The 13870-nt window shown below is 63.8% G+C and carries 9 protein-coding genes and 1 pseudogene; 5 read left to right on the top strand and 5 right to left on the bottom strand.

Going from position 1 to position 13870, the window contains the following annotated elements; translation table 11 throughout:
• The first annotated feature begins 332 nt into the window (after positions 1 to 332).
• Positions 333 to 785 carry a BA14K family protein gene (locus VGO04_RS00820; RefSeq protein ID WP_327494060.1) on the top strand — a complete coding sequence of 151 codons (453 nt, stop codon included), beginning with the start codon at positions 333 to 335 and terminating at the stop codon, positions 783 to 785.
• Between the two features lie 47 nt (positions 786 to 832).
• On the opposite strand, the gene VGO04_RS00815 is transcribed toward VGO04_RS00820, so the two are convergent.
• Positions 833 to 1822, bottom strand: coding sequence for a transporter (locus VGO04_RS00815; RefSeq protein WP_327494059.1), 990 nt, complete (start codon positions 1820 to 1822; stop codon positions 833 to 835).
• Positions 1823 to 2013: 191 nt separating this feature from the next.
• Between VGO04_RS00815 and VGO04_RS00810 the strand changes: the two genes are divergently transcribed.
• Both VGO04_RS00810 and VGO04_RS00805 read left to right on the top strand, forming a co-directional pair.
• Positions 2014 to 3795, top strand: coding sequence for an acyl-CoA dehydrogenase (locus VGO04_RS00810; protein WP_327494058.1), 1782 nt, complete (start codon positions 2014 to 2016; stop codon positions 3793 to 3795).
• Positions 3796 to 3806: 11 nt separating this feature from the next.
• The gene (locus tag VGO04_RS00805) at positions 3807 to 4559 is read left to right on the top strand and encodes a crotonase/enoyl-CoA hydratase family protein (protein ID WP_327494057.1); all 753 of its coding nucleotides are present in this window, start codon (positions 3807 to 3809) and stop codon (positions 4557 to 4559) included.
• Here VGO04_RS00805 and VGO04_RS32910 read toward each other — a convergent pair.
• A pseudogene (locus tag VGO04_RS32910) lies at positions 4470 to 4691 on the bottom strand (hypothetical protein); the annotation flags it as partial. The gene VGO04_RS00805 and the pseudogene VGO04_RS32910 sit on opposite strands and share 90 nt — an antisense overlap.
• 256 nt (positions 4692 to 4947) lie before the next feature.
• Here VGO04_RS32910 and mcpU point away from each other — a divergent pair.
• Both mcpU and VGO04_RS00795 read left to right on the top strand, forming a co-directional pair.
• Positions 4948 to 7026 (top strand): methyl-accepting chemotaxis protein McpU, encoded by a 2079-nt coding sequence (mcpU, locus tag VGO04_RS00800; protein WP_327494089.1) that lies wholly within the window; start codon positions 4948 to 4950, stop codon positions 7024 to 7026.
• A gap of 288 nt (positions 7027 to 7314) precedes the next feature.
• The gene (locus VGO04_RS00795) at positions 7315 to 9531 is read left to right on the top strand and encodes a methyl-accepting chemotaxis protein (protein WP_327494056.1); all 2217 of its coding nucleotides are present in this window, start codon (positions 7315 to 7317) and stop codon (positions 9529 to 9531) included.
• A 122-nt stretch (positions 9532 to 9653) separates the two neighbouring features.
• Here the strand turns inward: VGO04_RS00795 and VGO04_RS00790 are convergent, their stop codons facing one another.
• The 3 genes from VGO04_RS00790 to dxs all read right to left on the bottom strand — a co-directional run bounded on the left by VGO04_RS00790 (position 9654) and on the right by dxs (position 13740).
• On the bottom strand, positions 9654 to 10904 hold the full coding sequence (locus tag VGO04_RS00790) for a class I SAM-dependent RNA methyltransferase (RefSeq protein WP_327494055.1): 1251 nt from the start codon (positions 10902 to 10904) through the stop codon (positions 9654 to 9656).
• Positions 10901 to 11683 carry a TlyA family RNA methyltransferase gene (locus VGO04_RS00785; protein WP_327494054.1) on the bottom strand — a complete coding sequence of 261 codons (783 nt, stop codon included), beginning with the start codon at positions 11681 to 11683 and terminating at the stop codon, positions 10901 to 10903. The genes VGO04_RS00790 and VGO04_RS00785 overlap by 4 nt, the downstream gene beginning before the upstream one ends.
• Positions 11684 to 11826: 143 nt before the next feature.
• Complete coding sequence (gene dxs, locus VGO04_RS00780; RefSeq protein WP_327494088.1) at positions 11827 to 13740, bottom strand: 1-deoxy-D-xylulose-5-phosphate synthase; 1914 nt, start codon at positions 13738 to 13740, stop codon at positions 11827 to 11829.
• Positions 13741 to 13870: the final 130 nt, after the last annotated feature.

The raw sequence follows: 13870 nt of genomic DNA, 5'->3' as shown, positions 1-13870 counted from the left end.
CCGATCTACGGCTGTATATGAGCGTTGACTTACATAATGACGTTGCAAGCATCGAACGGTCCCGCACTTCGCGCAGACAGTACGAAGGCGTGGCACGGATTTCTGCCCCGCTGCGCGTATGCGCGTGTCTGAATTGCCGGCAGGTTCGTCGGGGGCGCGCGGAAGATGGAACAAAACCGGTGGCTTAAGCGTTGCTTTACGATTTCGGATTTCCCGGCTGGGGGCGTCCCCGGGCTCGCGACTTGGTCCCGGTGAAATCATGCAGAACGGCAGTTGCGGTCGGGAATGCCCGGACCGCATTCAAGCGTGTTTTTCGGTGATGGAGGGATTTTATGAAGAGTTTTCTGAAGACCGGAACGAAGAGGTGGCTGTGCGCGCTGGTGTCCGTAGCCGCGCTGGTGACATCGGCCACGCCGTCGCAGGCGTTCATGCCGGCGCCTCCGCGTGTGGAGCGGCAGAGCGATGCGGTGAATGTGCAATATCGCCGGCCGGGCATGGAGCGTCGTGGCGGCTATTATTACTATAACGGCTATCGCGGCTATAACTATCGCCGCCCGGGCTATCGCTATTACAATGGCTGGTGGTACCCCATGGCCGCCTTCGGCGCCGGTGTGATCATCGGCGGGGCTATCGCCCAACCGCCGCGATACACGCGTCCGGCTCCCGTCTACGGCAGCCGTCACGTGCAGTGGTGCGCCAATCGCTACCGGTCCTATCGGGCCTACGACAACACTTATCAGCCCTATGGCGGCCCGCGCCAGCAGTGCTATTCGCCTTATAGCTAAAGGCCGAAAAGGGCCGGGAGCATCCGCTTCCGGCCCTTTCCATGGGTTTAAAGGATGCCGATCCGCTTCAGGATCCACCAGGCAAGTCCCATGGAAAGCCCGATGAACAGCGCCGCATAGAGCGTGCCGGTCCCCTCCGCGAACGGCAGCGCTCCGGTGTTCATGCCGAAGAAGCCGGTAACCAGCGTCGGCGGCAGCAGGAAGGCGGTCATCAGCGACAGGATGTAGAGGTGTCGGTTGGTCTCGGACGAGATCTTGCTATCGATCTCCTCGTGCAGCAGACGCGCCCGTTCCTGCAACGCGAAGACGTCGCGGTCGACCGCTTCCAGCCGGTCCGACAGCCGCTCGGCGGCATCGATGAAACCGGGTGGCACTTCGTCTTCGTCCGAGGCTGCAGCACGCCGGAGCAGGGCAAGGATCGTGCGCAGATGCCGGTGAAGCCGAACGACCGTGCGGCGCAGTGGTGCCAGGCCCGGCTGCTGGCGATGCCCGGCCTCGCCGTAGACATGATCTTCGATGACGTTCAGATCTTCGGTCAGTTCGAGGACCAGCGAGATCAACGTGCGCTGGAACTCGATCACGATCATCTCGAAGAGGTCGATCGGGCGTGCGCACTTTGTGCTCTTTTCCACCGCCGCCTTCACGCGGTCGATGCTGCGCAAGGGGTGCAGCCGGGTGGTAATGATGATCCGGTCGCTGACAGCGAAATGCAGCCAGCCGATCGTCTTGGTCACCGCGTCGAAGGTGCGCTCGAAATCGACGAGCGTGCCGTGTACGATATCGTCGGAAACGGTAATTGCCGCCTGCGTGTCATGGCTCGTCAGCGTTGAGACCGCGAGCGGCGGCAGGTTGCCGATCCGCTCGATGAGAGCGGGCGTTCGCGCATCGGAAAGCGCCAGATGAACCCACACCCATCCTTCGCCCGCAGAAAGGCTGTCGATCGAGGCGTCGGTTGCTATGCGCTGGCAGCGGCTTTCGCCTGGCAGAAAACGATAGGCCCAGACGATGCCGGGTATTTCGGGGGAAATCAGGTTCATCTGAACGCCTTGGCAGGGGCCTTACGCCTTGGCTTCTATGCCCCGTTGATGACAGTTTTGTTACAGGCCCGTGCCGCGTCCCGTTCAGGAGAGGTCACGGGATTGACGTTGACGTTTACGTAAAAATCAATAGTGTTCGCCGCAACGAGGACGCGCGGCTCACGCGACCTGGCTATTCTGGGAGGATCATCATGTACAAGGCACCCGTCGACGAGATCGCGTTCACGCTGAAGCACGTGGCAGGCATGGGCGATGCGCTCGAGTCCGGCGCGCTTGGCGACCTCGGCGAGGACCTGGTCGATGCCATCCTGTCGGAAGCCGGCCGGTTTGCGACCGATGAGGTCGCACCGCTCGGCGATGTCGGCGACAAGCAGGGCTCGCGCCTGGTCGACGGCAAGGTTCGCACACCTGACGGCTGGCGCGATCTCTACCACAACTGGATCGGCGGCGGCTGGAACGGGCTGACGGCACCGGAGGAATTCGGCGGCCAGAACCTGCCTCATATGCTGCATGTCGCTGCCATGGAAATGTGGAACGCCGGCTCCATGGCCTTCGCGCTTGGGCCGACGCTGACCATGGGTGCGGTCGAAGCACTGGAAAAGCACGGCTCGGAGGCGCTGAAGGCCACCTATCTGTCGAAGATGGTGTCGGGCGAATGGACCGGCACGATGAACCTGACGGAACCGCATGCCGGCTCCGACCTCGGCGTTTTGAAGACTCGTGCCGAACGCGCTGGCGATGGTGTCTATCGCATTTTCGGCCAGAAGATCTTCATCACCTGGGGTGAACACGACTTCACCGACAACATCATTCATCTGGTGCTGGCACGGCTTCCCGAAGCGCCGGCAGGCACCCGCGGTATCTCGCTCTTCCTGGTGCCGAAATTCCTGGTTAACGCGGATGGTTCGCTCGGCGAGCGCAACGACCTCTTCTGCCATTCGCTCGAACACAAGCTCGGCATCCACGGGTCGCCGACCTGCACGATGATCTATGGCGACGGAAAGTACGGCACCGAGAAGGGGGCGATCGGCTATCTGATCGGTGAGGAAAACCGCGGACTTGCCTGCATGTTCACGATGATGAACAACGCGCGCCTTGCCGTCGGCATGCAGGGCGTCGCCATTGCCGATGCCGCAACCCAGAAGGCGATCGCCTTTGCCAAGGAACGCACCCAGGGCAAGGCGCCCGGCTGGACAGGGCAGGGCATGAGCCCGATCATCGAGCACCCGGATGTCGCCCGCACGCTGCTGACGATGAAGGCGCTGACGCAGGGCTCGCGCGCGATCTCCTATGCCTGTGCCCACGCCGTCGACATGGCGCATGCGAGCGAAGGCGAAAAAGCAAAATACTGGCAGGAGCGCTCCAGCCTGCTGACGCCGATCGCGAAATCCTTCTCGACCGACGCCGGCGTCGATGTCGCATCAATGGGCATCCAGGTGCATGGCGGCATGGGCTTCATCGAGGAAACCGGTGCCGCCCGTTACCTGCGCGACGCCCGCATCGCCCCGATCTACGAAGGCACCAACGGCATCCAGGCGATCGACCTCGTCACCCGCAAGCTGCCGCTCTCCGATGGCGACCATGTGCGTGGCTTCATCGCCGAACTGCGCGAGATCGCTGCCGCGGTGCGCAGCTCCAATCGCGACGGTTTCGGAGAAACCGCCGCCCGGCTCGACGCTTCGCTTGACGATCTCGCTGCCGCCACCGAGTGGCTGATCGCAGCCGTCGCCGGCGGCAAGCTGGCCGAGGCGCTCGCTGGCGCCACCGCCTACCAACGCCTGTTCGGCCTGGCGCTGACCGGCGCCTATCTCGCCAAGGGCGGGCTCGCCGAAGTCACCGATGGCAAGGAAGGTCAGCGCATCGCGCTCTGCCGCTTCACCGCGGAAAACCTTCTGGCGGAAACCGCCGCCCTGAAGGATCGCGTCGTCAACGGTGCCGACAGCCTGGCTGTGGCCCGCGCCGTTCTGGCTTGAGAGGAACATCCATGACCGACCACGTGCTCATCGAACGGCCGGAAGCCTATCCTGGCGTCCAGGTGATCCGCTTCAACCGGCCGGAAAAGAAGAACGCCATCACCCGCGACATGTACGCGAAGATGACCAATGCGCTGACGGTTGCCTCAAGCGATCCGGCCGTGCGCGCGACAGCCTTTCTCGGCACCGACGGCTGCTTTTCCGCCGGCAACGACATGGCCGATTTCCTCGCCTTCGCCATGGGCGGCTCGATGGGCACGGAGGTGATCGAATTCCTGAAGGCGCTCGCAACCGCGACCAAGCCCGTCGTCTCGGGCGTCGACGGCCTGGCGATCGGCATCGGCACGACCATTCATCTCCATTGCGACCTGACCATTTCCTCCGAGCGCTCGCTGTTCAAGACGCCCTTCGTCGATCTGGCACTGGTGCCGGAGGCCGCCTCGAGCCTGATCGCGCCACGCATCATGGGCCATCAGCGCGCCTTCGCGCTGCTCGCCGCCGGCGAACCGCTCGATGCGAAGGGCGCGTTGGACGCGGGGCTGATCTGGAAGATCGTCGCTCAGGATACGGTCGAGAACGAGACACTGGCGCTCGCCGCCCGTCTTGCCAAGAAGCCGCCGGAAGCGCTGCGCATCGCCCGCGATCTCGTGCGCGGCGACCGCAGCGATGTGCTTGCAAGGATCGACGAGGAAGCGAAACATTTCGCAGCGCAACTGAAGAGCGCCGAGGCGCGCGCCGCCTTCGAAGCCTTCATGCGTCGATAGTCGTTGCTGCGGCAGGCAAGGCTTTCGCAAACATTTCGGGTGCCCTCTAGGCACCCGTTTTTGCATTCGGGGGCAAGGTCTTAGCCACCCGACGGTAAAGATCGCGTTGCCGCCGGCATCACGAACTTGCATAAGTCAATTTTAATCGCTTCTTAAATAGCGATCGCTAGCGTCCTGCGCGATAGGCCTATCCTCTTTTCAGGGATGGTCCCAGCCGCATGAAGCATGGCTGTTTCCGCCTTCTGGCATGTTCAACGTTTTCCGTGAGCCCCTGCGCGCCGTCACCCTGACGGGCGAAGGATGCTGCGCGAAAATCATCACGAGCTCATGTCCGGCGGTCGCCGCCGGCACCCATTGGGAGCCCATCTTGTCCAAGCGATCGAACCTCATGACGCGCATTCTCGTTGCCGCGTCCTGTGTCGTCGTCGGCGCCTTTGCCGGCTTTTCCGTCTATATCGACACGCTGCAGCGTGGCACCACCACCAAGGCCGTCGAGGAAAACATCGCGTCCTCCGGCACGCAGGCCGCCCAGAGTGTCGCCAAGTGGCTGAACGGCCGCGTCACGCTGACGGCGATGGTGGGTGATGCCACCGGCAACGTCGCAGACGACAGCGCCATCCAGCCGATCCTGAAAAACGACGTTCTGACCAGCGAGTTCATGTCGACCTATGTCGGCAACGAGGCCGGCAAGTTCATCACCTGGCCTGATAATCCGATGCCGGCCGGCTACGACCCGCGCCAGCGCCCCTGGTACCAGCAGGCCGTCAAGGCCGACGCCCGCGTGCTGACTGAACCCTATGTCGACGCCTCCAGCGGCGCGCTGATCATCAGCGCCGCCGTTCCGGTCAAGCGTGACGGCAAGCTCTATGGCGTTGCCGCCAGCGACTTCTCGCTCGACACGCTGGTCTCGATGATCAAGGGCGTCGATGTCGGCGGCGAAGGATTTGCCTTCCTCGCCAGCAAGGACGGCCAGATCCTCGTCCACCCCGATGCCAAGCTCGTCACCAAGTCGCTGGCCGACGCCTTCCCGGTCGATACCCCGACGATCGGCACCGGCATCATGAACACCGAGCTCGGTGGCAAGCCGATGCTGGTGAGCTTCGTTCCGGTGCAGGGTCTTCCTTCGGTCGAGTGGTATGTCGGCTTCGTCATCGATGCTGATGCTGCTTACTCGGCAATCGACCAGTTCCGCATTGCCGCCACCATCGCCACCATTCTGGCCGTCGGCGTCATGCTGGTCTTCCTCGCGACCTTCCTCAACCGCCTGGTCATCCGTCCGGTCACAGACATGACCGGCGCCATGGAAAAGCTCGCTTCGGGCAACCACAACGTCGAAATCCCGGGTGAGGACCGCACCGACCAGATCGGCTCGATGGCCGCCGCTGTCGGCGTGTTCAAGGCCAACGCCGTCGAACGTGCCCGTCTCGAAAGCGAAGCGGACGCCAACCGGTCGCTGTCGGAACGCGAGCGTCTGGAGCGCGAGGCACAGAAGGCGCGTGATGCGGCCGAGATCCAGCAGGCCGTCGATGGTCTGGCGTCCGGCCTTGGCCGTCTTGCCGAAGGCGATCTGGCCTACCGCATCGACAATCCGTTCGCCGATCGTCTCGATCGCCTGCGCGCCGACTTCAACAACTCGGTCGCCAAGCTGCACGACACGCTCTGCGCCGTCGGCGCCAACGCCCGCGGCATCGATGCCGGCGCGACGGAAATCCGCTCCGCCGCCGACGATCTCGCCCGCCGCACCGAGCAGCAGGCAGCCTCGGTCGAGGAAACCGCAGCAGCGCTCGAAGAGATCACCACGACGGTCAAGGACTCCGCCCGTCGCGCCGAGGAAGTCGGCGCGCTGGTGGCCCGTACCCGTGCAGGCGCCGAGAAGTCCGGCGAAGTCGTTGCCAACGCTGTCGACGCCATGCACGCGATCGAGAAGTCGTCGGGCGAGATCTCCAACATCATCGGCGTTATCGACGACATCGCCTTCCAGACGAACCTGCTGGCGCTGAATGCCGGCGTCGAGGCGGCGCGTGCCGGTGAAGCCGGCAAGGGTTTTGCCGTCGTCGCCCAGGAAGTGCGCGAGCTCGCCCAGCGCTCGGCCAATGCCGCCAAGGAGATCAAGGCGCTGATCACCACCTCGGGCAACCAGGTGCGCAACGGCGTGACGCTGGTTGGCGACACCGGCAAGGCGCTGCAGACGATCGTGTCTGAAGTCCAGGAGATCAACAAGCATGTGAGCGCGATCGTGACGGCGACGCGCGAACAGTCGACGGGCCTCCAGGAGATCAACACGGCCGTCAACACCATGGACCAGGGTACGCAGCAGAACGCGGCGATGGTCGAGGAACAGACGGCGGCAAGCCACGGTCTTGCCTCCGAAGCCGCCTCGCTCAACGCGCTGCTTGCCCAGTTCAATCTCGGCGACAGGCAAGGCGCCTATGTTGCGGCGAGCACGCCTCGCCGTCGGGCAGCCTAGTCGCCGCCAAAGTCAAACAATGAAAGGGCCCGGGAAACCGGGCCTTTTCTTTGCGCACTGCGTCAGGATTCTCGTCTTTCACTGCAAGATCGCGAGTCATGCCCTTGTTTCTTAAGCATTGATAAAGCGGTCGCGCATACCGTTTCTTCGCCGCGAAATGACTTCGCCCCGCACGTCGCCTCTTCGCATGCTTCCTCGCGATGTGTTCCAGACACCTGTCCCGATGCACGCAATGAATGTTTTGGCCGCGCACGACCGGTACGGTTGAAGCGCGAGGGGAGACGTACGGTGATCCTAAAGACTGCAACGGCAAGAAACATGTTCGCCATCGTGATGACTGGCCTATTGACCTCGATGGTCACCGCCGCCGTCGTCTTCTGGCTCTCCTACCAGCAATTGCGCGAGCGCAGCATTGCCGAGATGACAAATGCGGCTTCGGCCAGCGCCCGCAGCGTCGAGACGAAGTTTGTCGAGGCCAAGACGCTCGCAAACAACATCCGCTCAGCGCTCTACGCAGCGAAAGGTGCCGGCGAACCGTCGCGCGGCGAAATCGAAACCCTGATGAAACGGCTGATCGTCGACAATCCGCTCGCCGTCGGTATGAGCACCGGCTGGGAACCCAACGCCTTCGACGGCAAGGATGCCGACTATGTCGGCAAGCCCGGCCATGATGCGACCGGCCGCTTCGTTCCCTACATCGCCCGCTCCGGCGACAAGGTGATCCACGAGGCGCTCGCCGACTACGACAAGCCGGGTCCTGGCGACTACTACCAGATCCCGAAGAAGACCGGCCTCGACATGGTCACCGAGCCCTACGTCTACCCGATCAACGGCAAGGACGTGCTGATGACCTCGATCATGGTGCCGCTGAAGAAGGACGGCGCCTTCATGGGTGTTGTCGGCGTCGACATGGCGCTCGGCGAACTCTCGACCGAACTCGGCAAGCTGAAGCCTTTCGGAACCGGCTTCGTCTCGCTCTTGAGCAAGGACGGCAGCATCATCAGCCATCCCGATGCGAAAGTGCTTGGCAAGGTATTGAAGGACACGCCGCTGCAAGGGGAGGGCTGGGGTCAGCTGCTTTCCAACACCGGCCGTGCTTTCGCGCTGAAGCACACCGATGGTAGCGCACACCTTGCCGTCGCCGTGCCCGTCAACCTGTTACCGGATACCGTCTGGTACGTCGTGGTCTCGGTGCCGGAGGCGACTGTCTTTGCCGGGCTTTCTCAGCTCGCGATGATTTCGATCGCTGTGATCGCGATTGCGGCCGCGATCATGATCATCGTCGGCTGGACGCTCGCCACCCGCTTCCGCAAGCGCGTCGCCAATGTCATCGGCGTCACCGGCCAGATCGCTGCCGGCGAGACTGATGTCGATCTGTCGGAGGCCGAGCGCAAGGACGAGATCGGCGATCTCGCCCGGTCGCTCCGGGTCCTGCGCGACGCGACGATCGCCAAGATGAAACTCGAAAGCGAAGCGGACGCCAACCGGTCGCTGTCGGAACGCGAGCGTCTGGAGCGCGAAGCGCAGAAGGCACGCGATGCTGCTGAGATCCAGCAGGCCGTCGATGGCCTGGCGTCCGGTCTCGGTCGCCTTGCTGAAGGCGATCTGGCCTACCGCATCGACAATCCGTTCGCCGATCGTCTCGATCGTCTGCGCGCCGACTTCAACAACTCGGTCGCCAAGCTCCACGACACGCTCTGCGCCGTCGGCGCCAACGCTCGCGGCATCGATGCCGGCGCAACGGAAATCCGCTCGGCCGCCGACGATCTCGCCCGCCGCACCGAGCAGCAGGCAGCTTCGGTCGAAGAAACCGCAGCGGCGCTCGAAGAGATCACCACGACCGTCAAGGACTCCGCCCGTCGCGCCGAGGAAGTCGGTGCGCTCGTTGCCCGCACCCGTGCAGGCGCCGAGAAGTCCGGCGAAGTTGTTGCCAACGCGGTCGATGCGATGCATGCGATCGAAAAGTCGTCCGGCGAGATTTCCAACATCATCGGCGTCATCGATGACATCGCCTTCCAGACGAACCTGCTGGCGCTGAACGCCGGCGTCGAGGCGGCGCGTGCGGGTGAAGCCGGCAAGGGCTTTGCCGTCGTTGCCCAGGAAGTGCGTGAACTGGCGCAGCGCTCGGCGCAGGCTGCCAAGGAGATCAAGGCATTGATCACCACCTCGGGCAACCAGGTCCGCAGTGGCGTGGGCCTGGTCGGTGAGACCGGCAAGGCGCTGGAGACGATCGTTGCCGAAGTCCAGGAGATCAACAGGCATGTGAGTGCGATCGTCACGGCGACGCGCGAACAGTCGACCGGTCTCCAGGAGATCAACACTGCAGTCAACACCATGGACCAGGGCACGCAGCAGAACGCGGCCATGGTCGAGGAACAGACGGCGGCAAGCCACGGTCTTGCCTCCGAAGCCGCCTCGCTCAACGCGCTGCTCGCCCAGTTCAATCTCGGGGAAGGGCGGGGTTCTTACGCGGGAGGTGGCGGGCACCGCCGCCGCGCCGCCTGAGGCTCCGTTGATGCACATTGATTGGTGTGCAAAAACAGATGGATAGTGCTTGAGCGTGAATCAATCTGGCAGACGCTTCAAGTCCAGCAATAACGAAGGCCCGGGGGAAACCCGGGCCTTTCTTATTTCTCGAGCGTTGCCACTGCCTCGACATGAGAAGACCAGAGGAACTGGTCTATCGGCGTCACCGAGGTGATCCGGTAGCCGGCGGCAACGAGGATCGAGAGATCGCGCGCGAGCGTGATCGGATTGCAGGAAACGGCAACGACCTTCTTGACGCCGGAGCGGGCAATCTCCTGGCACTGCGCCTCGGCGCCGGCGCGCGGCGGATCGAAGACGATGGCGTCGAAGACCTTCAGTTCCTGCGCCATGACCGGGCGGCGGAAGAGGTCGCGCTTTTCGATCGTGACGGGCTTAAGCCCCTGCGTGTTGCGGGCGGCGAAATCGAGCGCCTTCAGGGCCTTGTCTTCGCCTTCTACGGCATGGACGCGCGCCTTGCGGGCGATGCGCAGCGCGAAGGTGCCGCTCCCGGCAAAGAGGTCCGCGACACGCTTGGACTTACCGAGATGCTCGAGCACGAGGTTGGCCATTGCCTCTTCTGCCTCGGTCGTCGCCTGGGTAAAGCCGCCCGGCGGCGGTGAGACCGCGACGCCGCCGAAATCGATCAGAGGCTTCGTCGGCTCGACGATAATTTCGCCATTGAGGCTGACGCGGGCGATGCCGCGTTCGCCAAGGACGGCCTCGACCGTGCGGCGGCGCTCGCGGTCGTCGAGCTTCTTGATACCATCGACGGCGAGATCGAGGCCGGAGAGGGTTTCGAGCACGGTGATGCGGAACGGCTCGGCGTTCACAGCCATGGCGGTCGCGATCTTGGCGATCGTTGCGAGCTTCGAGACGATGCCCGTGCTCGCGATCGGACATTCCGAAATCGCGACGATGTGGTGGCTTTCCGCCTGGTTGAAACCGAGAAGCAGGTCCTTCTCGGTCTTGCGTACGGTAAAGACCGCGCGACGGCGCTGGCCGGGCGCTGCGGTGATGAGCGGAGCGACCTCGGGCTTCAGCCCCTTCGACTTCAAAGCGGCAATGACCAGGTCACGCTTAAAGCCGTGATAGAGCGTGTCCGAAGCATGCTGCATCGTGCAGCCGCCGCAGGTGCCGTTGACACCGTCGGGTCCGAAATGCCGACAGAGTGGCTCGATGCGCTCGGCCGACGGCTCCTTCAAAGAGATAAGGGTACCGTGCGACTTGTTGACGGCCAGAGCCACGCTCTCGCCGGGCAAGGTGAACGGTGCATAGATCGGGCCATCGTCGCCTTCGGCAATGCCGTCGCCCTGCGCGCCAAGACGGGCGATCGTAACCGTCTGGGTGCTCATTGCTCTTCCTCGGGCTTCTTGCCCGCCAGCAGGAATTCGACGTTGCCGTCGCCGCCCGCAATCGGCGAGGGGATGAGGCCGAGGCTCTGCCAGCCCATATCCTCGACGAGCCATCGCTCGAGTTCGGCGGCCACGTCAGGCGCGCTCTCGGGGTCCTTGAGCAGGCCTGCCTTGCTGATCGCGTCGCGGCCGGCCTCGAACTGCGGCTTCACGAGCAAGATGCAGTGTGAACCGGGAAGCGCCATGTCGAGCGCCGGCGGCAGCGCGAGCTTCAGCGAGATGAAGGAGACGTCGGAAACGATGAAGGTGATCTCACGATCGTCGATGTCTTCTTCGGTCATCGCGCGAGCGTTGAGGCCTTCGATGCTGGTGACGCGCTCGTCGCCCTCGATGCGCGGATGGATCTGGCCATGGCCGACATCGATGGCAACGACGTGCTCCGCACCGCGCTTCAAAAGCACTTCGGTGAAACCGCCGGTCGACGCGCCGATATCGACGCAGCTTTCACCCGAGGGATCGAGCCCGAAATGATCGAGTGCCGCGACCAACTTCAGCGCGGCGCGCGAGACATAGTCCTGAGCCGGGTCGTCGATGGTGATCGTCACGCTCTCGGCAAACATGGACGCTGCCTTGGTCACGGTGCGACCGTCAACCTTGACCGTGCCGCGCTGGATTGCGTCACGGGCGCGGGCACGGCTGGCGACCAGTCCACTGTTCAGCAGCAGCTGGTCGAGGCGGACGCGGTTCTTGTGTTCTTCATTCTGGCGATCTTCTGACATGTGTTTCTCATGGCGATTTGCCGGCCCGATGGCAAGCCCCTCGCGGTCGCAGCCACGGACGACTCTCTGCGAATCCGTCTGGAAAAGCAAAAACCCCGGTGATGAGCTGGGGTTTTCTTTTTGCGATCCATGCGCGCCTAGTCCTAGCCGGCGGCGCCGACGCCGATATCCTGCTTTTGGCCGAGCGCCTTGAAGACGGTCGAGACGATGCCGGCGCGGTCGAGGCCGGCGGCGGCATACATGGCTTCGGGCTTTGCCTGTTCCATCCAGACGTCGGGCATGACCATCGGGCGCACCTTGAGGCCGCCGTCGAGCAGGCCGTCCTCGGCGAGGAACTGCAGCACGTGGCTGGCAAAACCGCCGACGGCGCCTTCCTCGATGGTGATCAGCACTTCGTGGTTGCGGGCAAGCTCGCGGATCAGGTCATGGTCGAGCGGCTTTGCAAAGCGGGCGTCGGCAACCGTCGTCGAGAGGCCGGCGGCGTCGAGGTCTTCTGCAGCCGCCAGACAGTCGGCAAGGCGGGTGCCGAAGGAGAGCAGCGCCACCTTGGAGCCTTGCTTGACGACGCGGCCCTTGCCGATTTCGAGGATTTCGCCGCGTTCCGGCATCTCCACGCCCACACCTTCGCCACGCGGATAGCGGAACGAGATCGGGCCGGCGTCATAGGCAGCAGCCGTGCGCACCATGTGCTTCAGCTCCGCCTCGTCGGCAGCCGCCATCACCACGAAGCCCGGAAGTGTGGCGAGATAGGTCGTGTCGAAGGAGCCTGCATGCGTCGGGCCGTCGGCACCGACGAAACCGGCGCGGTCGATCGGGAAGCGCACCGGCAGGCCCTGGATCGCCACGTCGTGCACCACCTGGTCGTAGCCGCGCTGCAGGAAGGTCGAATAGAGTGCGGCGAACGGCTTGTAGCCTTCGGCGGCGAGACCTGCGGCAAAGGTGACGGCGTGCTGTTCGGCAATGCCGACATCGAAGCAGCGCGACGGATGCACCTTGGCGAACCTGTCGAGCCCGGTGCCCGACGGCATGGCGGCGGTGACGGCGACGATCTTGTCGTCGAAGCCCGCTTCTTGCGTCAGTGCGTCGGCAAAGACAGAGGTGTAGGCCGGCGCATTCGGCTTGGCTTTCGCCTGCGCGCCGGTGATGACGTCGAACTTGTTGACGCCGTGATACTTGTCGGCGGCGGCTTCGGCTGGCGGATAGCCCTTGCCCTTTTGCGTCACCACATGGATCAGCACCGGACCCTTGGCATTGTCGCGCACATTGCGCAGCACCGGCAAAAGGTGGTCGAAGGAGTGCCCGTCGATCGGGCCGATATGGTAGAAGCCCATCTCTTCAAACAGCGTGCCGCCGGTCACGTAGCCGCGGGCATGCTCGACGGCGCGGGTGATCGCCCGGTCGACGGTCTTGCCGAGATAGGCTGTCAGCTTCTTGCCGACCTCGCGGATGCCCATGTAGGTGCGGCCGGAGGCAAGGCGCGCGAGATAGGCGCTCATCGCGCCGGTCGGCGGCGCGATCGACATGTCGTTGTCGTTGAGGATGACGATCAGGCGGGCGTCGAGCGCGCCGGCATTGTTGAGCGCCTCATAGGCCATACCGGCCGAAAGCGCACCGTCGCCGATGACGGCAATGACGTTGCGGTTCTTGCCGTCGAGGTCGGCGGCAACAGCCATGCCGAGGCCGGCCGAAATCGAGGTCGAGGAATGGGCAGCGCCAAAGGGGTCGTATTCGCTCTCGGCGCGGCGGGTAAAGCCAGAAAGGCCGCCTTCCTGGCGCAGCGTGCGGATGCGGTCACGGCGGCCGGTCAGGATCTTGTGCGGGTAGCACTGGTGGCCGACGTCGAAGATCAGCCGATCATGCGGCGTGTTGAACACCTTGTGGATGGCGATCGTCAGCTCGACGACGCCGAGGCCTGCGCCGAGATGGCCGCCGGTACGCGACACCGCGTCGATCATTTCTGCCCGCACTTCTCCGGCAAGCTGCGGCAGATCCTTGTCGTCGACCCTCTTCAGGTCGTCAGGATAGGTCACCTTGTCGAGCAAGGGAGTAGCCGGCATCGGATTGGTTGGCAGTTGTGTCACGCTGCATGCCTCATGCGCGCCGCAAAATCGGGCGCGCGATAGTTGGTGGGTACCGTCGAAGCGGCTCTTTAGACGCAATCGTTGCTGAATGCAAAACTAGGCATTC

Source organism: Ensifer sp. (assembly GCF_035999185.1).
In the GTDB taxonomy this organism is placed as follows: Bacteria; Pseudomonadota; Alphaproteobacteria; order Rhizobiales; family Rhizobiaceae; genus Ensifer.
This window is presented reverse-complemented; position numbering and strand designations above follow the sequence as displayed.

Bases quoted from the DNA above. Each gene is read 5' to 3' on its own strand.
- VGO04_RS00785 (WP_327494054.1), bottom strand. From the start codon at position 11,683: ATGTCAGAAGATCGCCAGAATGAAGAACACAAGAACCGCGTCCGCCTC.
- VGO04_RS00810 (WP_327494058.1), top strand. From the start codon at position 2,014: ATGTACAAGGCACCCGTCGACGAGATCGCGTTCACGCTGAAGCACGTG.
- mcpU (WP_327494089.1), top strand. From the start codon at position 4,948: ATGACGCGCATTCTCGTTGCCGCGTCCTGTGTCGTCGTCGGCGCCTTT.
- VGO04_RS00820 (WP_327494060.1), top strand. From the start codon at position 333: ATGAAGAGTTTTCTGAAGACCGGAACGAAGAGGTGGCTGTGCGCGCTG.
- VGO04_RS00805 (WP_327494057.1), top strand. From the start codon at position 3,807: ATGACCGACCACGTGCTCATCGAACGGCCGGAAGCCTATCCTGGCGTC.
- VGO04_RS00790 (WP_327494055.1), bottom strand. From the start codon at position 10,904: ATGAGCACCCAGACGGTTACGATCGCCCGTCTTGGCGCGCAGGGCGAC.
- VGO04_RS00815 (WP_327494059.1), bottom strand. From the start codon at position 1,822: ATGAACCTGATTTCCCCCGAAATACCCGGCATCGTCTGGGCCTATCGT.
- dxs (WP_327494088.1), bottom strand. From the start codon at position 13,740: ATGCCGGCTACTCCCTTGCTCGACAAGGTGACCTATCCTGACGACCTG.